The sequence below is a fragment of the Streptomyces sp. NPDC022910 genome (assembly GCF_055561075.1).
On sequence record NZ_JBVHHL010000028.1, the window covers coordinates 62,797 to 83,907 of the forward strand.

The 21,111-nt window shown below is 69.4% G+C and carries 16 protein-coding genes and 7 pseudogenes; 18 read left to right on the forward strand and 5 right to left on the reverse strand.

The annotated features are described in order from the left end of the window. Positions 1–37: 37 nt before the first annotated feature. The 3 pseudogenes from ACZ3TS_RS25135 to ACZ3TS_RS25145 form a co-directional block, all read left to right on the forward strand. Positions 38–766: pseudogene (locus tag ACZ3TS_RS25135) on the forward strand (ATP-binding cassette domain-containing protein); the annotation flags it as partial. Further along, a pseudogene (locus ACZ3TS_RS25140) lies at positions 749–1,048 on the forward strand (CGNR zinc finger domain-containing protein); the annotation flags it as partial. The pseudogenes ACZ3TS_RS25135 and ACZ3TS_RS25140, both read left to right, overlap by 18 nt. Before the next feature lie 131 nt (positions 1,049–1,179). Continuing rightward, a pseudogene (locus ACZ3TS_RS25145) lies at positions 1,180–1,287 on the forward strand (cupin domain-containing protein); the annotation flags it as partial. Positions 1,288–1,408: 121 nt separating this feature from the next. Here the strand turns inward: ACZ3TS_RS25145 and ACZ3TS_RS25150 are convergent. Next, positions 1,409–1,912 (reverse strand): MEKHLA domain-containing protein, encoded by a 504-nt coding sequence (locus tag ACZ3TS_RS25150; RefSeq protein WP_467621798.1) that lies wholly within the window; start codon positions 1,910–1,912, stop codon positions 1,409–1,411. Positions 1,913–2,268: 356 nt separating this feature from the next. Between ACZ3TS_RS25150 and ACZ3TS_RS25155 the strand changes: the two genes are divergently transcribed. Together ACZ3TS_RS25155 and ACZ3TS_RS25160 are read left to right on the forward strand one after the other, a co-directional pair. Beyond that, entirely contained in the window at positions 2,269–3,018 is a 750-nt protein-coding gene (locus ACZ3TS_RS25155; RefSeq protein ID WP_467621799.1) for an MBL fold metallo-hydrolase, read from the forward strand. A 415-nt stretch (positions 3,019–3,433) separates the two neighbouring features. After that, a complete protein-coding gene (locus ACZ3TS_RS25160) occupies positions 3,434–4,000 on the forward strand; it encodes a hypothetical protein (RefSeq protein WP_467621801.1) in 567 nt (188 codons plus the stop codon). Positions 4,001–4,264: 264 nt separating this feature from the next. Here ACZ3TS_RS25160 and ACZ3TS_RS25165 read toward each other — a convergent pair whose 3' ends face one another. Next, complete coding sequence (locus tag ACZ3TS_RS25165) at positions 4,265–4,537, reverse strand: hypothetical protein (protein ID WP_467621802.1); 273 nt, start codon at positions 4,535–4,537, stop codon at positions 4,265–4,267. A gap of 613 nt (positions 4,538–5,150) precedes the next feature. Here ACZ3TS_RS25165 and ACZ3TS_RS25170 point away from each other — a divergent pair. Then, positions 5,151–5,455 (forward strand): annotated as a pseudogene (locus ACZ3TS_RS25170) (SDR family NAD(P)-dependent oxidoreductase); the annotation flags it as partial. A 109-nt stretch (positions 5,456–5,564) separates the two neighbouring features. On the opposite strand, the gene ACZ3TS_RS25175 reads toward ACZ3TS_RS25170, so the two are convergent. After that, positions 5,565–7,007 carry an aldehyde dehydrogenase gene (locus tag ACZ3TS_RS25175; protein ID WP_467621803.1) on the reverse strand — a complete coding sequence of 481 codons (1,443 nt, stop codon included), beginning with the start codon at positions 7,005–7,007 and terminating at the stop codon, positions 5,565–5,567. Between the two features lie 145 nt (positions 7,008–7,152). On the opposite strand from ACZ3TS_RS25175, the pseudogene ACZ3TS_RS25180 reads away from it, so the two are divergent. The 6 genes and pseudogenes from ACZ3TS_RS25180 to ilvC form a co-directional block, all read left to right on the forward strand. After that, a pseudogene (locus tag ACZ3TS_RS25180) lies at positions 7,153–7,275 on the forward strand (TetR family transcriptional regulator); the annotation flags it as partial. A 228-nt stretch (positions 7,276–7,503) separates the two neighbouring features. Beyond that, positions 7,504–8,082, forward strand: a pseudogene (locus tag ACZ3TS_RS25185) (helix-turn-helix transcriptional regulator); the annotation flags it as partial. Between the two features lie 204 nt (positions 8,083–8,286). Further along, positions 8,287–9,354, forward strand: coding sequence for an alpha/beta fold hydrolase (locus ACZ3TS_RS25190; protein WP_467621805.1), 1,068 nt, complete (start codon positions 8,287–8,289; stop codon positions 9,352–9,354). A 66-nt stretch (positions 9,355–9,420) separates the two neighbouring features. Then, a complete protein-coding gene (locus ACZ3TS_RS25195; protein ID WP_467621886.1) occupies positions 9,421–10,299 on the forward strand; it encodes a helix-turn-helix domain-containing protein in 879 nt (292 codons plus the stop codon). 136 nt (positions 10,300–10,435) lie between these two features. After that, positions 10,436–10,657: a hypothetical protein gene (locus ACZ3TS_RS25200; protein ID WP_467621807.1), complete on the forward strand. Its 222-nt coding sequence runs from the start codon at positions 10,436–10,438 to the stop codon at positions 10,655–10,657. Between the two features lie 238 nt (positions 10,658–10,895). After that, positions 10,896–11,882 carry a ketol-acid reductoisomerase gene (gene ilvC, locus ACZ3TS_RS25205; RefSeq protein ID WP_467621810.1) on the forward strand — a complete coding sequence of 329 codons (987 nt, stop codon included), beginning with the start codon at positions 10,896–10,898 and terminating at the stop codon, positions 11,880–11,882. A gap of 3 nt (positions 11,883–11,885) precedes the next feature. Here ilvC and ACZ3TS_RS25210 read toward each other — a convergent pair whose 3' ends face one another. Then, entirely contained in the window at positions 11,886–13,394 is a 1,509-nt protein-coding gene (locus ACZ3TS_RS25210; protein WP_467621813.1) for an MDR family MFS transporter, read from the reverse strand. Between the two features lie 299 nt (positions 13,395–13,693). Between ACZ3TS_RS25210 and ACZ3TS_RS25215 the strand changes: the two genes are divergently transcribed. Then, positions 13,694–14,182: a TetR/AcrR family transcriptional regulator gene (locus ACZ3TS_RS25215; RefSeq protein WP_467621888.1), complete on the forward strand. Its 489-nt coding sequence runs from the start codon at positions 13,694–13,696 to the stop codon at positions 14,180–14,182. 98 nt (positions 14,183–14,280) lie between these two features. Here the strand turns inward: ACZ3TS_RS25215 and ACZ3TS_RS25220 are convergent, their stop codons facing one another. Next, the gene (locus ACZ3TS_RS25220; protein ID WP_467621891.1) at positions 14,281–14,673 is read right to left on the reverse strand and encodes a WhiB family transcriptional regulator; all 393 of its coding nucleotides are present in this window, start codon (positions 14,671–14,673) and stop codon (positions 14,281–14,283) included. A gap of 14 nt (positions 14,674–14,687) precedes the next feature. Here ACZ3TS_RS25220 and ACZ3TS_RS25225 point away from each other — a divergent pair. The 5 genes and pseudogenes from ACZ3TS_RS25225 to ACZ3TS_RS25245 all read left to right on the forward strand — a co-directional run. Then, positions 14,688–15,046: pseudogene (locus ACZ3TS_RS25225) on the forward strand (helix-turn-helix transcriptional regulator); the annotation flags it as partial. A 3-nt stretch (positions 15,047–15,049) separates the two neighbouring features. Continuing rightward, positions 15,050–15,352 (forward strand): SsgA family sporulation/cell division regulator, encoded by a 303-nt coding sequence (locus ACZ3TS_RS25230; RefSeq protein ID WP_467621894.1) that lies wholly within the window; start codon positions 15,050–15,052, stop codon positions 15,350–15,352. A 956-nt stretch (positions 15,353–16,308) separates the two neighbouring features. After that, a complete protein-coding gene (locus ACZ3TS_RS25235) occupies positions 16,309–17,274 on the forward strand; it encodes an RNA polymerase sigma factor (RefSeq protein ID WP_467621816.1) in 966 nt (321 codons plus the stop codon). 122 nt (positions 17,275–17,396) lie between these two features. After that, the gene (locus ACZ3TS_RS25240) at positions 17,397–18,338 is read left to right on the forward strand and encodes an alpha/beta fold hydrolase (RefSeq protein ID WP_467621819.1); all 942 of its coding nucleotides are present in this window, start codon (positions 17,397–17,399) and stop codon (positions 18,336–18,338) included. A gap of 619 nt (positions 18,339–18,957) precedes the next feature. Next, positions 18,958–20,910, forward strand: a complete 1,953-nt coding sequence (locus ACZ3TS_RS25245; protein WP_467621822.1) for an APC family permease — start codon at positions 18,958–18,960, stop codon at positions 20,908–20,910. Positions 20,911–21,111 lie beyond the last annotated feature (201 nt).

Consider the following 21,111-nt stretch of genomic DNA (forward strand, 5'->3'; position numbering starts at 1 on the left):
CGGCGGGCCGACCCCCGATCACGTTGGACGGTTCCCTGTGCCCCGGCCCGCTCTGCTCGCCCACGATCTCGTCCGTAACCTGGGCGGCCGCCGTGTCCTCGACAGTGTCTGTCTGGCCGCCTCCCCCGGCCACCGCATCGGCCTGATCGGGGAGAACGGCGTCGGCAGGTCCACCCTGCTGCGCGTGCTCGTCGGCGTGGACGAACCCGACGCGGGAAGCGTCACCCGCCCGGGCGACCTCGGCTTCCTCCACCAGGAGATGCCGTTCGACACCGACTCGACCATCGCCGCGGTGCTGGACGAGGCGCTGCGCGAGGCCCGCGAGGACCTCGCCGAGCTGGACCGGCTCAGCGCGGAACTCGCCCGCGTCCCGGAGGACGACCCCGGCCACCAGGAACTCCTCGACACCTACGGCAGGCGGCTGGAGCAGGCCCAGGACCGGGAGTCCAGGGACGCCGACCGCCGCGCGGCCCTGGTGCTGGAGGGCCTGGGCCTCGGCGCGTTCGGGCACGACCGCACGCTCGGTTCGCTCTCCGGCGGGCAGCGCGGCCGACTGGCCCTGGCCGCGCTGCTCGTCCGGCGGCCGTCGGCGCTGCTGCTGGACGAGCCGACCAACCACCTCGACGACGGCGCCGCGGCCTTCGTGGAGGAGCAACTGCGCGGGCTGCCCGGGGCCGTGGTGGTCGCCAGCCACGACCGGGCGTTCCTCGACGCCGTCTGCACCGATCTGATCGACCTCGACCCGGCGGTCAACGCCGCTGCGCGCAAGACTTCCGTGACGCCACAGCTCACCCCGACCGGGCGGCTCACCGAGGCGACCCCGGAGCAGGCCCTGGCGACCGTCGCCCGGCAGGCCGTCGAACTGCTCAGCAGCCCGGACGTCCCCCTGATGAAGGAGTGCGGCAACCCCGAGTGCACGCGGGTCTACATCGACCGCTCCCGGGGCATGCGGCGCCAGTGGTGCGGCATGGAGTCCTGCGGCAACAAGATCAAGGCCGCCGCCTACCGCGCACGCAAGAAGACCGCGCCCGCCATGACCGCGCGCTGACCCCCTCAAGCGCGCTCGCCTCCCAGCGGGCCCTCAACGGTGACCCCCAACTCCCCTCTCTCGCCCAGTCGTACGCGCCTGCCTGACCAAGGACGGCACCAACGTCACCACCACGCAGCCGACTTCCGTCCGGCCGCAACCTCGGCAAGACCGATATCGTCCTCGACGTCCTGTACATCCTGCCGCATGGCGCCCCGCTGTCCGAGGACGCCCCCAACCCGGGCTGCGACTTCCAGTAGGTCCCGGGCCGGGCTTGGTCGCGCGCGGTTCGCGCGGCCGGGCCCGTGCGAGCCACATGACGAGCCCCCCACGGCGACACACCGTGGCGGGCGCGTCACACGACAGGGCCCCAAGGCCCATTCATATGTCCGCGGGCGACCAGGAGCGGAACACCGCGGCCTGGCCGTGGATCCTCCCATGGGTGTCCATCAGGTCCCACATGGTGACGTCCTCGATCCAGAAGGTCTGGCCGCTCTTGCCGACCCGCATCCCCCGGTAACCGGTGGCATAGTGGTCGGCCGTCACGGCGCGCACGAAGGCCTCCCGGTCCTCCTGGCCGTCCGGGCGCGCCGACAGCCGGGACGGCAGGCCGACGAACTCGTCCCAGGAGTAGCCGAAGCGATTCTGCGCCGTGCTGTTGGCATAGACGAAGCGCGGATCGGCGGACGCGTCGTGCGCCAGCAGCCCGAACGGGGCCTGCTCGTACAGCCACTGCGCGGCGTCCCGCTCGGTCTCCCACGCCTCCGGACACAACGGCTTGCCCACCAGCCGAAGATGGCTGCAGAGCAGCAGCGCGGCGAAGGCGGGATCAGTGGCCCGCACGTGCAGGGTCATCGGCATGGCGCCGTCGTCAAGGGATGTCATCACCGTTCACACGTTTCTACGTCTGGCAGGACTGGAGGGATAGTCACACATGCGACACAGGGACACGGTAGCCCGCCCGGCCCACGCGCACCCATCCGTGCCATGCCCACGTGGCCCGGTGCAACAGTCGTCACCGTCACGGGCCTTGACGGGGAAGGTCCGCCGCAACAGCCTATGGCAACGTTGTCAGATCAGGAGGGCCGCCCCGTACCCGGCAACGGGCGCCGCTTCCCATTCACCCCCTGTGACTGGACCAGACTTTCTCGGTCACGACGGCGTTCGTCCGGGAAGGAAGAGACTCCTCACCCGGCGACAGGGCCTCGAGGTCCGGCCGCAACGAGAGGATCAGAACGACCTTGCCGAGGTTTCTGCGTGAGGACGACATCGTCCGCGTCGAGAGCGACGTCTATTCGGTGTCCGGCAGCAACACCAGCTGGGTGATCGTCAAGGACGGCGACAGCTGCACCCTCGTCGACACCGGCTACCCCGGCGACCGCGACGCTGTGCCGGCCTCGCTGGAGGCGGTCGGACTGAACGCACGCTCCATGGCCGCCGTCCTGGTCACGCACGCGCACAACGACCACATCGGCGCGGCCGAACGCCTGCGCGCCACGTACGACGTGCCGGTCCTCATGCACCAGGAGGAGGTGCCGCACGCCCGCCGCGACTTCCTCAACCAGGTGTCCGTCGGACAGGCGCTCACGCAGGCATGGCGGCCCGGTGTGCTTCGGTGGGCCGTACACGCCCTCCGAGCCGGCGGAACCACCCATGTTCCCGTCTGCGAGCCGCGGGCATTCCCCGCGCCGGGCGCCCTGGACCTGCCCGGTGCGCCGGTGCCCGTGCACACACCGGGACACACCATGGGCCACTGCGCCTACCACCTCCCCGGGAGCGGCATCCCGATCACCGGCGACGCCCTGGTGACCGCACACCCCACGCCGCGGATCAGCGGACCGCAACTGCTGCCCGCCATGTTCCACACCGACCGTGCCCGGGCTGTCGACTCCCTGGCCGTGATCGAGAGCCTGGACGCGGGCCTCGTCCTGCCCGGCGACGGACCCGTGCACCACTGGTCGGCCACGGAGGCCGCCTTGACGACCCGCTAGCACGCCGACAGGTGACCGACCCGGTTCCGCGGGGCGGGAAGACACCCGCCCTCGTTTCCCCGGGCAGCGCAACACAGTCCCATCTGACCGGTGCCCGAGTGCGGTCGGCCGGGTGGGACGGGCTGTCGGATCGACCACGGACGCGTCCCACACACGCAACGGTCCATAAGGGTCGTCACAGGCGTTCCACAACACACTTACCGGGCAGTATGCCGGAGGTAACCTCGTGCGAGTGACGTCGTCGAACCCCGGGAGGTCGAAGAAGGGCCACACTTCCTACATGCGCAGGCACATCAGCGCTTATCGTGAAAAGTGAGCATGTCAGACGAACCACCTGGCGTTGACACTTATGCACACGGGACCCTCGGCGTGGGTACCATGCGCAACATCATCCATATTGAGGGAGTGAACGGTTGTGACCAGCCAATCAGCCGCCACGCTCCGATCGCGGTACGCAGCACAAGCCGCGTCGGACCTGGAGGAGAACCGCCGACGACAGCAGGAGCTGGCGGAGAGGATCACGGTGTTGAAGCAGGAGGAGGCCCTCCTGGCGGACATCCTCAACCTCGCCGAGCGGTACGAGGGTTTCGCGGACGCGTCCCGTCTGCCCGAGCAGTTGCAGGACGAGCCCGTCGTCGCGAAGGCGAAGCAGGCCCCTGCGGGAGCCGCTTCACGGCGCTCGGCGTCGGTCAGGACCACTCCGGCCGGCAAGACGGCGAAGGCCGGCGCGAAGGGGAAGTCGCGCCAGGCTCTGCTCGGTGACCTCCTGGCGGACCTGCTCGGCCAGTACGACGAGCCGCGACTGGCGAAGGAACTGCGGGACGAACTCCTCGAGAAGCACCCGGACCGCAACCCCACACCGCAGGTGGTGCGGAACACCCTCGAATCCCTGGTCGCCAAGGGACTGATCAGGCGTCACAAGCAGCAGCGCTCCGTCATGTACACCCTGATGAAGCCGGGTGCGGCGGACAGCTCCGACTGACACCTCCCCTTGCGGGCGGTGGTCCGCAGCCGCGCACCGGTATGCGCCGTGCGACACAGTCCGCCACGCGGGGACGGATGAGGCACCTCAGGGCGGTGTGCCAAGGGTTCCTCCTTACAGAACCGCATCCGCCGGCCGTGCCACCTGGTCGAGGTGATCGACGGTCGGGGTGAGCATGAGTTCGTCGACGCCGTTCCTCGAATGCCTTGACCGTCACCCGTACGGCATCGGCTCCCCCGCTCACCTCGGCAGCCCTCGCCCGGGCTACTGCCGCCCGGCCGGGCGGCAGTAGTCGCAGACGTTGGCATGGCCGAGGTCCTCGTCGCCCAGGGGCGCAGTACCCAAGAACGACGAGGTACGGCGCGCCCTCGCGTCCGGCCGCCGCAGTCGTACGGCCTCCAGCTGCGTCACCGCGTCGCCGACCGCGGCCAGCACCGTCGTGACCGCGTCCCCGATCAGGCTCTCGCGGGCCTCCGACGGGTTCTCCCCGATCCCCGCGGCTGCCAGCAGAGCGGCGAGGACGGGCTCGCCGGACACCCTGCGTTCCTCCACACTGCGGCGTGCCGGCGAATCGGCCGGCACGGTCCGCGCGGACCGCAGGTCGGTGCCCCTCCGACCGGTGGACACCGCGGTGAGCCGTTGCCCGCGCGCCGCGAGTCGCTCATGTCTCGCACAGCGCCTCGTCGGCCAGGCCACCGCTCAGGTCGACTGAACCGGTGGGCCGCAGTCCGCCCCGCTCCGCCCAACTGCCGGAGCGGGGCCAGGCCCGTGCTGTATGTGGGACTCGCGTGCCTTGGTCGGCTCTGTCCTTCGCCAATCCGGAGGTCAGCGGCGCCACGGCGGCGAAGCCGACCTGGCTGCTCGTCACACCGCCCGACGAGGAGGACCTATGCGACTCCCGTGGACGGGCGGCGACGTGCCGGTCGCCGGTTGCCGGTCGGATAGATGACGTATGCGTCCAATGACTTTCACACGTGGGTGGCGACGGCGACCGGCGCGGAACGCCCGGCAGTCCAACGACGGTCGTCTGTCACGAGATGCGCGAGAAGACTGAGAAACATCCTGTTGATACGTGTGCCGCGCCTTCCTCAGGACACTTGGCTCGCATGATGTCAGCTCATTTCCATCCAGACATGAACAGAGGACACAAATGGCTAGCACATGGTTGATCACCGGCGCGTCCCGGGGCTTCGGCCGTGCCTTGGCGGAAGCTGTTCTGGAGGCCGGCGACCAGCTCGTGGCGACCGCGCGCCGTCCGGAGCAGCTCGCGGACCTGGTCTCCCGCTACGGCGACTAGGTGCGGGCGGTGGGCCTGGACGTCACCGAGACCGCCGTGGCCCGGGACGCGGTCCAGGCGGCCACCGACGCCTTCGGCCGTCTGGACGTGGTCGTGTCAACGCCGGGTACGCCAACAGCGCCCCGATCGAGGAGAGGGCGGAGGACGACTTCCGCGCCTGGGGGCCGAGGACGCCGCCGGACGGCTCCTATGCCGCGCCGGCGGCAGGTGGTTGGTCCACCTGCCGCCGTCGGCGGATCTGTCTGTGGTCTGTGTCGTACGTCGGGGTCAGACGGTGATGGTCTTGTACTCGGTGTAGGTGCCGAGGCCGACCGCGCCGTACTCGCGGCCGATACCGCTGGCCTTGAAGCCGCCGAACGGGCCGTCGAAGGCGACGGAGGCGCCGTTGACCGTGATGGTGCCGGCGCGCACGCGGCGGGCGACGGCCAGGGCGTGCTCCTCGTCGGAGGACCAGACGCCGCCGGAGAGGCCGTACTCGGAGTCGTTGGCGATGCGGACGGCGTCGTCCTCGTCGTCGTAGGCGATGACGACCAGGACCGGGCCGAAGATCTCCTCCTGGGCGATGCGCATGGAGTTGTCGACGTCGGCGAAGACGGTGGGCGTGACGTAGTTGCCCATCTCCAGACCCTCGGGGATCTGCGGGCCACCGGTGACCAGGCGGGCGCCCTCTTCGATGCCGAGCTGGATGTAGCTGCGCACCCGCTCCTGCTGGTCGGGGCGGATCATCGGGCCGATGAAGGTGTCCGGGTCGCTCGGGTCGCCCACCTTCAGCGACTCCACCAGCTCCTTCAGCGCGGTCACGACCTCCTCGTAACGGCTGCGCGGGGCAAGGATGCGGGTCTGCGCGATGCACGACTCGCCGTTGTTGAGCAGAGAGCCGAACTTCAGGCCCGCGACCGCCTTCTCGATGTCGGCGTCGGGGAGGATGATGGCGGCGGACTTGCCGCCCAGCTCCAGACTGGCCCGCTTGAGCTGCTCGCCCGCGATCGAGGCGATGCGACGGCCGGCCCGCGTCGAACCGGTGAAAGCAATCTTGTCGACGTCCTTGTGCGACACCAGGTACTCGCTGGTCTCCCGGTCCGCGGGCAGGACGCTGATCACGCCCTCGGGCAGGCCAACCTGCTCCAGCAGCTCGGCCAGGAAGCCCATGCTCAGCGAGTTCTCTGGGGAGACCTTGAGGACCACAGAGTTGCCGGCGACCAGAGCGGGGATGATCTTCGAGGTGGCCGAGGAGAACGGCGAGTTCCACGGGATCACCGCGGCCACGACGCCGACCGCCTCACGGCGAACCACGCTGCGCACCGGGGACGCCGGGTCGGAGGGCACCAGGGTCTCCTCCCAGCCGAACTCCTCCGCCGCCTTCAGGTAGGCGTTCGCCTGGCGGGTCAGGCCGGGCTGTCCGGCGCGGGTGAACCATCCGGCCGAACCGTTCTCGAGCGAGATGAGGTGCGCGATCTTCTCCGCGTTCTCCTCGCGCAGCGCGTTGAACCTGCGCAGTACCGCGATCCGCTCCGCGGGCGGGGTCAGACGCCACTCGCCCGCCTCGAAGGACGCCCGTGCCGCGGCCACCGCGCGGTCGATGTCCGCCGACTGCGCCTGTGCGACGCGACCGACCACCGACTGGTCGTGCGGCGAAGCGATGTCGAGCAGCTCCCGGTTGCTCGGCTCGACCCAGGAACCCCCGATGAAAAGCAGGTCGTAGGTGATCATGTGCGTTCTCTCTTCCGGTGCTTCGGTTCGGTCCGTTCGGGACGCGTCATCCAACTGCCACTCGAATGTAGCATTTCACTTCGCTACATACACATTACAGTGCTCACAATGATCCGATCTTCTACACGAGAGATACGCCTGAGGGATGAGAGCCGACGCCGCACGCAATCTGGAAGCCGTCCTGACCACCGGAGCACGCATCCTCGCCGCCGATCCCGGCGCGAGCATCGCCGCCGAGGCAGGCGTGGACCGGCGCACCGTCTACCGGCGCTTCGCCTCCCGCGAAGAACTCCTCGCGGCCATCTACGAAGCCCGCCTCACAGCCATCGAGCACGCCATCAAGGACGCCCGACTGCGCGAGGCACCCGTCGCCGTCGCCCTGCACCGCCACGTCGAGAACATGTGGGCCTTCTCGCGGACCAGCAGCCCGTCACGGGCGGTCTGCCAGGTGGCCAACTCAACGACGGGCAGGCGCCCGGGCAGAGCGGTGGTCGGGAACACCGGCCGCTCCGAACAGGCCCGCACACACGCCCTCGCCGCCCAACAAGCCAACCTCCCCCACATCTCCCCCCGCCTCGCCCTCATCACCTACGGCGCCCTCGCCATGACCACCACCAACCCCACCGAAGCCGACGCCATGTACAACCGCGCCGAAACCCACCCCGCCGCCCCCCACTTCCCCTTCGAACTCGCCCGCATCCAACTCGCCCACGGCATCCACCAACGCCACACCCAAGGCCCCAAGGCAGCACGGCACTCACTGACCCTGGCCGCAGAAACCTTCGAACGGCTCGGCGCACCCACCTGGACCGAGCGCGCCCGGGCCGAACTGAGGGCGTCGGGCCTGGCCACGCGCACCACGTCCGCACAGCTCGCCGAACTGACGTGGCAGGAACACCGCATCGCCGACCTCGCCGCCGGCGGCCTGACCAACAAGGAGATCGGCGAACGCATGCACCTGTCACCACGCACGGTCAGCTCACACCTGTACCGCGTCTTCCCCGAACCGGGCATCACCTCACGCGCCGCCCTGCGCGACGCACTGGCCAGACTGGAGGACGAACAGGCCATCTGAGTGCAGGACGTGGGAAGAGCCTTACAGCCTCGGACCTGCCGCCCGGTCCTCATCGAAACCACCATCCGTCACCAGTTTGACTGGTGACGAATGGTGTGCGAGGGTCGTGACGCCAAGAACCGCGGTGATCTCGTACCGCCGACGTGAGCGGGAGGTTTCCCGGGCTCGGGCCGGTCACCGGAAAAGCACGACGGAGGGTTTCACATGATCAACAGGCGTACCTTCAGCAAGGCGGTCGGCCTGGGCACCGGCGCGGCCGCGGTCTCGCTGTCCGGCCTGCAGACCAACGCATCGGCCGCGACCGTCTCGCACACGCCGGGCGGCGCTTCCGTTCCCACCATGCCCACCATCACCCCCGGCACCCACACCGAGTTCGGTACGATCAAGCAGGTCAAGGCGGGCCTCCTGGACATCGGGTACGCCGAGGCCGGCCCCGCCCACGGCCCGGTCGTGATCTGCCTGCACGGCTGGCCCTACGACATCCACAGCTTCGTCGACGTCGCCCCGCTCCTCGCCGACCGGGGATACCGCGTCATCGTTCCCTACTTGCGCGGCCACGGCAGCACGCGTTTCCTGTCCCGCCACACCCCCCGCAACGCCGAGCAGTCCGCCATCGCGCTGGACATCATCGCCCTGATGGACGCCCTCAAGATCCACAAGGCCGTCCTCGCCGGCTTCGACTGGGGCTCGCGCACCGCCGACATCATCTCCGCCCTGTGGCCCGAGCGCGTCAAGGCCCTGGTCTCCACCAGCGGTTACCTCATCACCAACGTCAAGGCGCAGCTCGAGCCCGCCCTCCCGGCCGTCGAGCACAACTGGTGGTACCAGTGGTACTTCGCCACCGAGCGCGGCAAGAAGGCCATGGAGAACGTCGACGAACGTATCGCGCTGTGCCGCTATGTGTGGACCCTCGTCTCCCCCAACTGGAACTTCGACGACGCTACCTTCGAGCGCACCGCCCAGGCCTTCAAGAACCCTGACTACGCCGCCATCGTTCTCTACAACTACCGCTGGCGCATCGGCCTCATCGAAGGTGAACACCGCTACGACCGCTACGAGAAGCAGCTCGCGGCCCAGCCCCCCATCCACGTTCCCACGATCACCCTCGACGCGGCCCTCGACCCCTTCACCCCGGCCGGCGAGGGCACCGCCTACCGCGACCACTTCACCGGCCCGTACCAGCACCGCACCATCGCGAACATCGGCCACAACCTGCCGCAGGAAGCGCCCACCACCTTCGCCCAGGCCGTCGTCGACGCCGACCACTTCTAAGATCCGCTGATCGCTCTCTCTTCTGACATGCACGCTGCTCCGATGACAACGGACGACATGAACGACATGACCTCCCACTCCGACTCCCGCCCACTGGGGGACTTCCTCAAGGCCTGCCGGGCGCAGCTGGATCCGCGGGAGTGCGGCCTGCCCGAGACGGACTCCGCCCGCAAAGTCGCCGGACTGCGCCGCAAGGAGGTCGCCCAGCTCGCCGCCATCAGCGTGGACTACTACACGCGGCTCGAGCAGGGCCGGGTCCGGGCATCCGCACCCGTGCTCGCCACCCTGGTCCGCGCCCTGCGCCTCGACGACGACCAGCAGAAATACCTCTACGAACTCGCCGGCCGCAGCGATGCCCTCCCACGCCGCCGCCGACCCGCCCAGCGCGTACGGCCGGCCATGCGACGCCTGCTCGACCAGCTCACCCACACCCCCGCCCTCGTCCTCGGTAAACGCCTGGACATCCTCGCCTGGAACCCTGCCGCCACCGCCCTCTACACCGACTTCGCCGCCATCCCGGCGGACCGGCGCAATTACATGCGGCTGATGTTCACGAACCCGGTGGTCCGCGAACTGCACCAAGACTGGTCACATGACGCCCGCGACGCCGTCGCCGCGCTGCGCATGGAAGCCGCCGCCGACCGCGACGACCCCGACCTCGCCCAGCTCGTCGGGGAACTGACCATCCAGGACCCCGACTTCCGCACCTGGTGGGCCGAACAGCGCGTCAACAGCGCCGGCTACGGCACCAAGCACTACCACCACCACCTGGTGGGCGACCTCACCCTCGACTGCGACACCTGGGCCAGCCCCGACGGCTCCGGACAGCGCCTGATGGTCCTGACCGCCGAACCCGGCAGCCCCTCCCACGACGCCCTGCTCATCCTCAGCTCCTGGACCGCCGAGCGGGCGGAGCCGAACCCGGCGAAGGACAGGACACCGTGACCACATGAGCGCCGGATGAATCCACGACGCTCGGCCGTCGCGGCGCCGACGCGTCTCCGGCGACCGTGCCCAGTGACCGGCCGCGTCCCGGCCGGGTGAACCCGCACGCCGCCTCCTCTCGTGCTCCTAAGGAAGTGTGAGAAGAGGTGGCACATGCTCGCGTACGACGTCCGGGGCAGCGGGCCCGGTCTGGTCCTCCTGCACGGCATCGGGGGGACCGCGACAGGAACTCGCCGCGCTCGGCGGCCATCGCTTCGTCCAGCGGCCGGAGGAGCTGCGGCGCAACGACCACCGCGCGGTGAACGGACGGCTCGAGGTGTTTCTGGACCGGCTGGTCGCCGACTACACGGCGGCCTGACCGGTCGACGGTGTGGAATTGGCCATATATGGGCAAAGCATGTGAAGCTGGCCCAATCTCTGAGGCATATGTGTTTTCTAAGGCCACACATGACAACGTTTGCCTCACTGGCAACACCGCCCCCGCCGTCATCTCGCCGGGCAGCCAACGGCATCCCGCCGTTCTCCGGTCGCTGCCGACGGGCCGGACCGCACCGACGGTGCATGCCGCTGCTCACCTCAGACAAGGAGAAGTTCCCATGGCCAAGCTGTTCTACGACGCCGACGCCGACCTGTCCGTCATCCAGAACCGCAAGGTCGCGGTCATCGGTTACGGCAGCCAGGGCCACGCCCACGCGCTGTCGCTGCGTGACTCGGGCGTCGACGTGCGCGTCGGTCTGCACGAGGGCTCCAAGTCCAAGGCGAAGGCCGAGGAGCAGGGCCTGCGCGTGGTGACGGTCGCCGAGGCCGACGTCATCATGATCCTGGTGCCGGACCCGATCCAGGCCGATGTCTACGAAAAGCACATCGCCCCGAATCTGAAGGACGGCGACGCGCTGTTCTTCGGCCACGGACTGAACATCCGCTTCGACTTCATCAAGCCCCCGGCCGGCGTGGACGTCTGCATGGTCGCCCCCAAGGGCCCGGGCCACCTGGTGCGCCGCCAGTACGAGGAGGGTCGCGGCGTTCCCTGTCTCGTCGCCGTCGAGCAGGACCCCTCCGGAGGAGCCCTCGCACTGGCCCTGTCGTACGCCAAGGGCATCGGCGGCACCCGTGCCGGCGTCATCCGCACGACGTTCACCGAGGAGACCGAGACCGACCTCTTCGGCGAGCAGGCCGTGCTGTGCGGCGGCACGACCGCGCTGGTGAAGGCTGGATTCGAGACGCTGACCGAGGCGGGCTACCAGCCGGAGATCGCGTACTTCGAGTGCCTGCACGAGATGAAGCTGATCGTCGACCTCATGTACGAGGGCGGCCTGGAGAAGATGCGCTGGTCGATCTCCGAGACCGCCGAGTGGGGCGACTGCGTCACCGGCCCGCGCATCATCACGGACGCCACCAAGGCCGAGATGAAGAAGATCCTCGCGGAGATCCAGGACGGGTCGTTCGCCAAGAACTGGATGGACGAGTACCACGGCGGTCTGAAGAAGTACAACGAGTACAAGCAGCAGGACTCCGAGCACCTGCTGGAGACCACCGGCAAGCAACTGCGCAAGCTGATGAGCTGGGTGGACGAGGAGGCGTAGGCCTCACCGCGCACGCCCGTCGCACGTAGCCGCGCCGGCCCGGCCGCCGTCCCCGGGCCGGTCCGCGCGCCGGCAGGGCTTCGTCTCGCCGGTCTTCCGCGCCGGCTTGAGGAAGAGGGCGAGGAGGATACCGACGGCGAGGGTGGGGACGATCCAGAGGTAGCCGGTGGCCGTGGCATGGGCGAATGCGTCCAGTGCGGTGCCGCGCAGGGCGGCGGGCAGTAGGCCGATGGTGTCGGGGCGGGCGGCGTCGAAGCCGCCGGCGGTCGGCAGGCCGCGGGTGCGGTCGGCGAAGCCGGTGTTGAGGAGAGTTCCGAAGACGGCGACACCGAAGGCCGCACCGATGGAGCGGGCGAAGGTGACCACGGCGCTGGCGGCGCCGAGATCGGCGGTGGGCACGCTGTTCTGGACGGTGGTCAGCACGACCATGGGCACCATGCCGATGCCGACACCGGTGATTAGGAAGTAGACACTCAGCACGAGGGTGTTGGTGGCCGCCCCGATGGTGCCCAGCAGGAGCAGCCCGGCGAGGTTGGCGAGCAGGCCCACCAGGAGGCTCGCTCGCAGCCGGTCGGCGTGGGCGGCCCAGCGGCCGGCCAGGGACTGGCTGACGACCAGACCGGCGACCAGGGGCAGCATGTAGATGCCGGAGAGAGTGGCCGAGACCCCGTCGACGATCTGGAGGTAGGTCGGCAGGTAGACCAGCACGGCGAACATCGCGGCGTTGGCGAAGAACCCGATCAGCGAGGAGAAGACCACGGTCCGGGAAGCGAACATGGCCGGCGGCAGGACCGGGGCGGCGGCGTGGCGCTCGACCGGCATCAGCAGCACGGCCAGCACGACGGTGGCGACGATCAGGCCGATGATGGCCGGCGAGCCCCAGCCCCAGCGCTCACCGAAGGAGGTGACGAGGACCAGGCCGGTGGCGATGGCGGCCAGGATGGTGGCGCCGAGGTAGTCGATGCGGGCCTTGGCGCCCCGGGTGGCCGCGGGCAGTGCCCGCGCGGCGATGGTCAGGGCGACGACGCCGACGGGCAGGTTGACCAGGAAGGCCCACCGCCAGGACAGCTGGTCGGTGAAGACGCCGCCCAGCAGGGGGCCGACGATGCTGGCGACGCCGTAGACCGAACCGAACATGCCCTGGTAGCGGCCGCGTTCGCTCGGGGCGACGATGTCACCGACGAGGGCGAAGGTCAGCACGATCATGCCGCCGCCGCCCATGCCCTGCAGCACGCGGGCGCCGATCAGCTCGGGCAGGTTCTGCGCCAGGCCGCAGGCCACCGAGGCGATCAGGAAGATCGAGGTCGAGGCCAGGTACAGCCGCTTGCGGCCGAACATGTCGCCGAGCTTGCCCCACAGCGGTGTCACCGCAGTCGACGCGAGCAGATACGCGGCACTGACCCACGCGATGTCGTCGAACCCGTTCAGGTCCCCCGCTATCCGGGGCAACGCGGTCGAGACGATCGTCTGGTCCAGGGCCGCGAGAAGGACCGCCAGGATCAACGCACTCATCGCGGCGGCGACACCACCCGCCTTGGGTGATGAGGACTTGTGTGCCTTCGACATCGGAACGTGCCTTTCTGGAAGTGGGGCACATGGATGACCGGTGTGCCGACCGCCGTTAGACGATGAGACTCAGCGGTCTGGCACTACCTATGCCTATCTGTCACTTTACTGTAGCACTTAGTGGGGAGGATTCTACTTCTGAGAGGCGATAGATGTCTCAGGCTTCACATTCCGCCACTAGACTCGGTGCGGTGAGAGCCGACGCAGCGCGCAATCTGGAAGCCGTCCTGACCACCGGAGCACGCATGCTCGCCGCCGATCCCGGCGCGAGCATCGCGAGCATCGCCGCCGAGGCAGGCGTGGACCGGCGCACCGTCTACCGGCGCTTCGCCTCCCGCGAAGAACTCCTCGCGGCCATCTACGAAGCCCGCCTCACGGCCATCGAGCACGCCATCAAGGACGCCCGACTGCGCGAGGCACCCGTCGCCGTCGCCCTGCACCGCTACGTCGAGAACATCATCGCCGTCAACCGCACCTGGCCCGTCGACCTCACCCGCATGCTCGCCGACAACAGCGTCCACGCCCGCCGCGACGCCTGTATCGCCGAGGTCGACGCCTTCCTCGAACGCGCCACCGACGAAGGCCTCCTGCGCCGGCAACAGCCACAGGGCTGGGCGAGCGCGCTGCTGCCCCAGCTCATGCACCTCGTGTCCCGGCAGCTGCCCGAACTGAGCCCCGCACAGGCGGCGGACGTCGTCGTCGACACCCTGCTGAACGGCCTCGGAGCGTCCTGACACACCGATGGCCCTCGGGAACACATGTGTCCATGTGTTCCCGAGGGCCATCGGTGTGTGCGGCGGCGGTATTAAGGCTGCGTCCCGCAGCCGTTCACTCATTCCACGACCTGCCGAGCCGTGTCCGTGCCGGATGCCTCCTGTTTCTCCTCCTCGCCCCTGGGCGTCGGGCAACCGCCGAAGGGGGCAGCGGCACGGTTCCGGGCAGGCGGACGCGGCGGAGTCGGGACGGCTCGTTCCCGGAGTCGGCGCGCTTCAGGGCTCCTCGTCCGGCCCCCCCGGAAGATCTCCGCCCACGACGTCACGGCCGAACGGCGGCGCAGCGGCGCGCGGCGCTCCCGCTCGGTCATCCCGCCCCAGACGCCGTAGTCCTCGCCGTGGTCCAGGGCGCAGGCAAGACAGTCGAGCCGCACCGGGCAGTCGACGCACAGGCCTTGGCCTCGTTCTGGGCGGTGCCTTCGGCGAACATCCGGTCCGGCTGCGTCCGGCACAGCCCTCGGTCGGCCCAGTCGCCCTCATCACCTACGGCGCCCTCGCCATGACCACCACCAACCCCACCGAAGCCGACGCCATGTACAACCGCGCCGAAACCCACCCCGCCGCCCCCCCCACTTCCCCTTCGAACTCGCCCGCATCCAACTCGCCCACGGCATCCACCAACGCCACACCCAAGGCCCCAAGGCAGCACGGCACTCACTGACCCTGGCCGCAGAAACCTTCGAACGGCTCGGCGCACCCACCTGGACCGAGCGCGCCCGGGCCGAACTGAGGGCGTCGGGCCTGGCCACGCGCACCACGTCCGCACAGCTCGCCGAACTGACGTGGCAGGAACGCCGCATCGCCGACCTCGCCGCCGGCGAGCTCCTCATCGAGGGCGGCCCGCGTGTCCTGTGGCGGATCGGCCGCGACCTCCTCCACCAAGGGTTGTACTCGGTGAGCGGCATCGGTGACATCCACATCTGGCCGTCGCACTCGGAGGACCGGGCCACCTCGTGGCTTCAGCTGACCTCCGGGGACATGGCGGCCCTGTTCGAGCTGCCCGTGCCCCCGCTCGCGGAGCGACTGGAGTACACCTATGAGCTCGTTCCCGCCGGTCACGAACTCGCCGAAATCGACTGGGACGTCGCCACCGCGGACCTGCTCCAGGAGCCCCGGGCGCACTCCGACTGATCAGGAGGGACACTCCACCACCCGTTCGACAGTGACAATCCCTGAAGAACGGTCGCCGAGCCGCCGGTACTACGGTGCCCGTCGAGCGGTCCTTGAACGGAACCTCCGGCGGCACGCGACACCCCACCGGCCTCGCAGCCGCACGACCGAAGGCTTGACACGGCCGCCTCGCGTCCAACACCCCCGACCACAACGCCCCCGTGCCGCGCCCGACCGGCCATCCGTCTCCCAGGAAGCATCCACCGTCCTCGCCCGAGCCGTCATGGCCGTCGGCCCAGGAGCCCATGCTCTTCAGAACCACCGTGCGCTGCGGATCGCACGGGAGCACGTCCACGAGGGCTCCGACAGCGCCTGTCGGTGGGTGCTCACGACCGCGGCCATGGCCCACACGGCGGCCCCCGGACCGGCCATCGGGTCCTCGCCGAGCGGCAGTGTGAGGCTCGTGGAAGGGATGGCAGGTTCGGTAGCTGCGGACGTGAAACTGCCACGGCTCCAACCCCGTTACCCCGGAGAAGAACTCCTGCGACCAGGGTGTTCATTGGCTGGCCTGGCCGCAGGACGGGGCGGTCGTCCTCATGCTCTTCCCCGACATGAGGGCGGCCGCTCCACCCACCACAGCCGACCGGCCTGACCTCGCCGTACACCCCGTGTTCCAGGGAGGAAGCGGACCGAGAACGGGTAGGCGGACGTCAGGGCTTCGACTGAAGTCGCCGAGAAGGCGGAACAGGAGGCCAACAGGTCAACCCCTGGTACTGAGGTCCCGTTCGGGCCAGGCGCCGTCCAGCCCGTCGTGGCCGGGCCGGTCGGCGCATACAGCCGGCCGACCGGCCACACGTACCTTGACACCACGCACACGGCCCGCTCTGCCGACGTCAGGTCCGCTCGCTCCGGCCACCATGTGCCTCGGAGCGGTTAGGGTCGAAAGAAGACAGGTGTCGTGGCCGGGAGGACAAGGTATGACCGGGATGTCGGGGGACAGCGGGCCGGCGGAGGACGCGGCACTGACACGGGCCGCGCAGGCGGGCGATGTATCGGCTCTGGCCCTGCTGCTGGAGCGTCACCGGCCCGGGATGCGTGCGGTGGCGCTCAGCCTGCTGGGGCCGGGCCCGGACGTGGACGACGTCATGCAGGAGGCGGCTCTGGTGGCGCTGCGCCGGATCGTGGACGTCCGCGATCCGGAAGTCGTGGGGCCATGGCTGCGTATGGTCGTACGCAACAGCTCCCGGACGCTGCTGCGCGCCTCCCGACGGGTCGAGCCCATGGAGTCGGTGCCGCTGCCGTCGGACGGCGCCACGCCCGAGCAGGTCCTGCAGAGCCACGCGCTACGGGACTGGACCTGGGAAGCCGTCGAGGCGTTGTCCCCGACCCTGCGCCTGCCGCTCGTCCTGCGCTACTTCTCCACCGGGATCACCTCGTACCAGCAGATAGCCGAAGCCTGCGCGGTTCCCGTCAGCACCGTGCGCAGCCGGCTGAGCCAGGCACGTGGCGCCCTCGCCCAGGCTCTCACCGCCACCGCGGCCGCGGCACACGAGGACGCGACACGCCGTACCCAAGCCAGCTGGCAGGAGGCGCACGAGACACTTGCGGCCGCCGAGCGCGGCGAGTTCGGCAAGGTGGTCAAGGACCGCTACTCCCCCGGGGTCTCGCTGCTGACCGGAGGCCAGCGGCTCGGTGGAGTCCACCTCCTGCTGACGGGGATGGACTGCGACCTCTCAGCCGGCGTGCGCCAGCGCCCCCTGCACGTGGTGGCCGGCCGGTCCCTGGTCGTCTGGGAGATGGAACTGATCAACCCGCCTGACGACCCGGACCACTGCCCGCCCGGTGTCGCCTGGATCATGTCGCTGGACGGCGGCCGCTTCGACCGGGTCTCCCTCTACCACACACCACACCCCAAGGCCGCCCCCGCTCCTGCCGCGGCCTGAGTCCAGGCCCCTGCCACACCACCCCGGCAACATGACACAGATCACATTCCGACGACAGGACTTCTCGACTCCCGGAGCGTCTTGCCTGTGTCACAGACACATGCAGACCCGCGGAGATCCCGATGAACACATCCACCGCACACATCGACGGCCCGGTATCCGGCACCGACCCCCTCTCCCCCGGAACCCACTCCTACCAGACGGGCGGAATCGTCCAGCGCTATCACGTCCACGGCAGCGGCCCGGTGTGCGTGGCACACTCGGGCGGTCCCGGCATCTACTGGGACTACCTGCGCATGCCCGCCCTCGAAGAGCACCTGACGATGGTCTACGTCGAGCCCATCGGCACCGCCGAGGACGGCCGCCTCCCCTCGCACCCGCACGGTTACACCCGGGAGAGGTACAGCCGCTTCCTGGAGACACTGATCAACCGGCTCGGTGCACCCAAGGTGCACCTGCTGGGGCATTCGCACGGCGCGTTCGTGGCCGCCTACCACGCCGCGCACCGCCCCGAGCGGCTGGCCGGCGTCGTGCTGTACGAAGGCGCGCCCGTCACCGGTCCCGAACACGGCGAGGAAGCGGGCCGCAGGGTGGAGGAGTTCGCCGCGAAGCACGCCGGCCATCCCGGACTGCCCGATGTGCTGGCCTCGTTCGGCGCGATGTCCAGCATCTCCAGCGACGAGCAGACCGTGGCGGTCGCACGCGGTGTGCTGCCGTCGTACTTCGCCGAGTATTGGGGCAACGAGGAGCGGCTGGCCCCGATCCGGGACGCGATCCGGGCCACGTACATCTCAGGTCTGGACGAGGACCTCGCGCCCGATGTCATCGACGATCGCGCCGCCCTCAAGGAACTGGAGCCACCGGCTCTGGTCGTCGTGGGCAGGCACGACGTGATCTGCGGGCCTCGGTGGGCGCTCGAACTGAACGAGCTGATCCCCGACTCGCAGCTGCTGGTGCTGGAGCACAGCGGGCACATGGGGCACATCGAGGAGCCGGAGCTGTTCGCGGGCGCGGTCCGTGACTTCGTCCTTCGGACCACCGCCCCGCAGGACGGTGCCGCCTAGGCCACCGAAGGCACCTCACGACGGGCGTCGGCCCTCTTCGGGCCGACGCGCGTGAACCTGGTGCGGGGCGCGACTCGTCGCGCCGATGCTACGGCCACCGATCCGCGCTGTGATCTCGGAGTCTTGGCTCCGGGCTCGTAAGGCGGACCGGGGGCGGGGCGAGCGTACGACGGGCGCTCCCCCGCCCCCTTCGTCCCTGCCGCACCCGCCCCGACGCGGCGTGGATCCATGGCGGCTGGGGTGACCCGGCGTGCCTCGCCTTCTCCGGTCACGGCTGGGCCAGAACTGCGGCAGGCACCGAGAGGTGTGTGAGGGAACCGTCGGCTCCGCCACCGGAGGCGACCACGCCCTCCATGACGCTCAGTGTTCGCCGCCGGTCCGCCGGTCCGCCGGTCCTCCAGCCGTGCCGCAACACCCGTACTGGTTCCTGCCTTGCTTTTTGATGCATCGCTGACAGCGGTCTGATGCGACATTGATGCGGCCCGGCCGTTCTTAACGGAAGCTTGACGCGACGGCTCGGCACATTCGTGGGCCCAGGCGTCACTCTCCGCATACGCTGGTGCGGCCGTCCGTGTGATGGCCGAAATCCGCACCGAGCCGCATTCAGGAGAGCACGCCCATGGCCACCACCGAACACCCACCTGCGAGCCGGTTGCGGGCGTGGATGCTGGAGGGGCTGTCCGACATGGGCAAGGGCTCCACTGAGGGTCCCGACGCCGAATCCGAACCCCCGCACAAGGGCCAGCGCTGGTGGCGGGTGATGTGCCTGACCGGCGTCGACTACTTCTCGACCCTCGGCTACCAGCCCGGCATCGCCGCCCTGGCCGCCGGGCTGCTCTCCCCCATCGCCACCATCGTCCTCGTGATCGTCACCCTGGCCGGCGCTCTGCCGGTCTACCGGCGGGTGGCCGAGGAGAGCCCGCACGGCGAAGGCTCCATCGCGATGCTGGAGCGACTGCTCTCCTTCTGGCAGGGCAAGCTCTTCGTCCTGACCCTGCTGGGCTTCGCCGCCACCGACTTCCTGATCACCATCACCCTCTCGGCCGCCGACGCCTCCACCCACCTGGTGGAGAACCCGCATCTGACCAGCACGCTGCACGGTCATCAGATGGTCATCACCCTGCTTCTCGTCGCCCTGCTGGGCGCGGTGTTCCTCAAGGGCTTCCTCGAGGCGATCGGTGTCGCGGTCGCCCTGGTCGGTGCGTACCTGGTGCTCAACGCCGTGGTGGTCGTCGTGGGCCTGTGGCATGTGGCCACCGCCGGTCACGTGGTGACTGACTGGAGCGGCGCCCTGACCACCGAGCACGGAAACGTCTTCGTCATGATCGGCGTCGCGCTGATCGTCTTCCCGAAACTGGCGCTCGGCCTGTCCGGCTTCGAGACCGGCGTCGCCGTCATGCCCCACGTGCAGGGCGACCCGGACGACACCGAGGAGAAGCCGACCGGCCGGATCCGGGGCACCAAGAAGCTGCTGACCACCGCCGCGGTCATCATGAGCGGGTTTCTGATCACCACCAGCTTCATCACCACCCTGCTGATCCCAAAGAAGGAGTTCCAGACGGGCGGGCAGGCCAACGGCCGCGCGCTGGCCTATCTGGCGCACGAGTACCTGGGCAACGCCTTCGGTACGGTCTACGACGTCTCGACGATCGCGATCCTGTGGTTCGCGGGCGCCTCCGCAATGGCCGGGCTGCTCAACCTGATGCCCCGCTACCTGCCCCGCTACGGCATGGCCCCGCACTGGGCCCGCGCCGTGCGGCCCATGGTCATCGTTTTCACCCTGGTCGCCTTCCTGGTCACCTGGATCTTCGACGCCAACGTCGACGCCCAGGGCGGCGCCTACGCCACCGGGGTGCTGGTGCTGATCAGCTCCGCGGCGATCGCCGTGACCATCGCCGCCCGCAAGGCCGGACAGCACAACTGGACCATCGCGTTCGCGGTGATCTCGGCCGTCTTCCTCTACACGACGGTCGTCAATGTCATCGAGCGGCCGGACGGCGTGAAGATCGGCGCCTGCTTCATCGCCGGCATCATCCTGGTGTCGCTGCTGTCCCGGCTCGCCCGGTCATTCGAGCTGCGCGTGACCAGCGTTGCCCTGGACGACATGGCGGAACGATTCGTCCGGGACATCGCCAGCCGGAAGATCCGGTTCATCGCCAACGAACCCGACAGCCGTGACAGCGCCGAATACCGCGCCAAGATCGAGCAGATACGCGCCGACAACGACATCACGCCGCAGGAGGACTTCGTCTTCGTGGAGGTGACGGTGGGCGACCCCTCGGAGTTCGAGGCGGGTCTGACCGTACGCGGCGAGGTACTCCACGGCCGCTACCGTGTCCTGACGCTGGAGTCGTCCTCGATCCCCAACGCCCTGGCCGCGCTCATGCTCCACGCCCGCGACATGACGGGGTGCATTCCGCACATCTACTTCGAATGGACCGAGGGCAGCCCCTTCACCAACTTCCTGCGTTTCTTCCTCTTCGGCCAGGGAGAGGTGGCACCGGTGACACGGGAGGTGCTGCGCGAGGCGGAGCCGGACCGCAAGCGGCGGCCGCGGGTCCACGTGGGCTGAACCGGGGCACGCGCCGACGGCGGCGGGATCCCTTAGGAGTGGCGGCCCCGGCCCCGCCGCCGGCGAGTCAGCCGGTGCGAGGCAGCCACTGGCGGAAGGCGGGCCGCGGGGAGCGGACCACGATCCGCCCGTACCGCATGTGGCCCGCCGGTGCTCGCCGCCTCCGCCACGGCCGACAGATCGGCCTACAACGGCGAATTC

Coding starts and splice junctions, on each gene's coding strand:
- ACZ3TS_RS25150 (WP_467621798.1), bottom strand. CDS start 1,912: ATGACATCCCTTGACGACGGCGCCATGCCGATGACCCTGCACGTGCGG.
- ACZ3TS_RS25190 (WP_467621805.1), top strand. CDS start 8,287: ATGATCAACAGGCGTACCTTCAGCAAGGCGGTCGGCCTGGGCACCGGC.
- ACZ3TS_RS25175 (WP_467621803.1), bottom strand. CDS start 7,007: ATGATCACCTACGACCTGCTTTTCATCGGGGGTTCCTGGGTCGAGCCG.
- ilvC (WP_467621810.1), top strand. CDS start 10,896: ATGGCCAAGCTGTTCTACGACGCCGACGCCGACCTGTCCGTCATCCAG.
- ACZ3TS_RS25215 (WP_467621888.1), top strand. CDS start 13,694: ATGCTCGCCGCCGATCCCGGCGCGAGCATCGCGAGCATCGCCGCCGAG.
- ACZ3TS_RS25240 (WP_467621819.1), top strand. CDS start 17,397: ATGAACACATCCACCGCACACATCGACGGCCCGGTATCCGGCACCGAC.
- ACZ3TS_RS25235 (WP_467621816.1), top strand. CDS start 16,309: ATGACCGGGATGTCGGGGGACAGCGGGCCGGCGGAGGACGCGGCACTG.
- ACZ3TS_RS25195 (WP_467621886.1), top strand. CDS start 9,421: ATGACCTCCCACTCCGACTCCCGCCCACTGGGGGACTTCCTCAAGGCC.
- ACZ3TS_RS25210 (WP_467621813.1), bottom strand. CDS start 13,394: ATGAGTGCGTTGATCCTGGCGGTCCTTCTCGCGGCCCTGGACCAGACG.
- ACZ3TS_RS25245 (WP_467621822.1), top strand. CDS start 18,958: ATGGCCACCACCGAACACCCACCTGCGAGCCGGTTGCGGGCGTGGATG.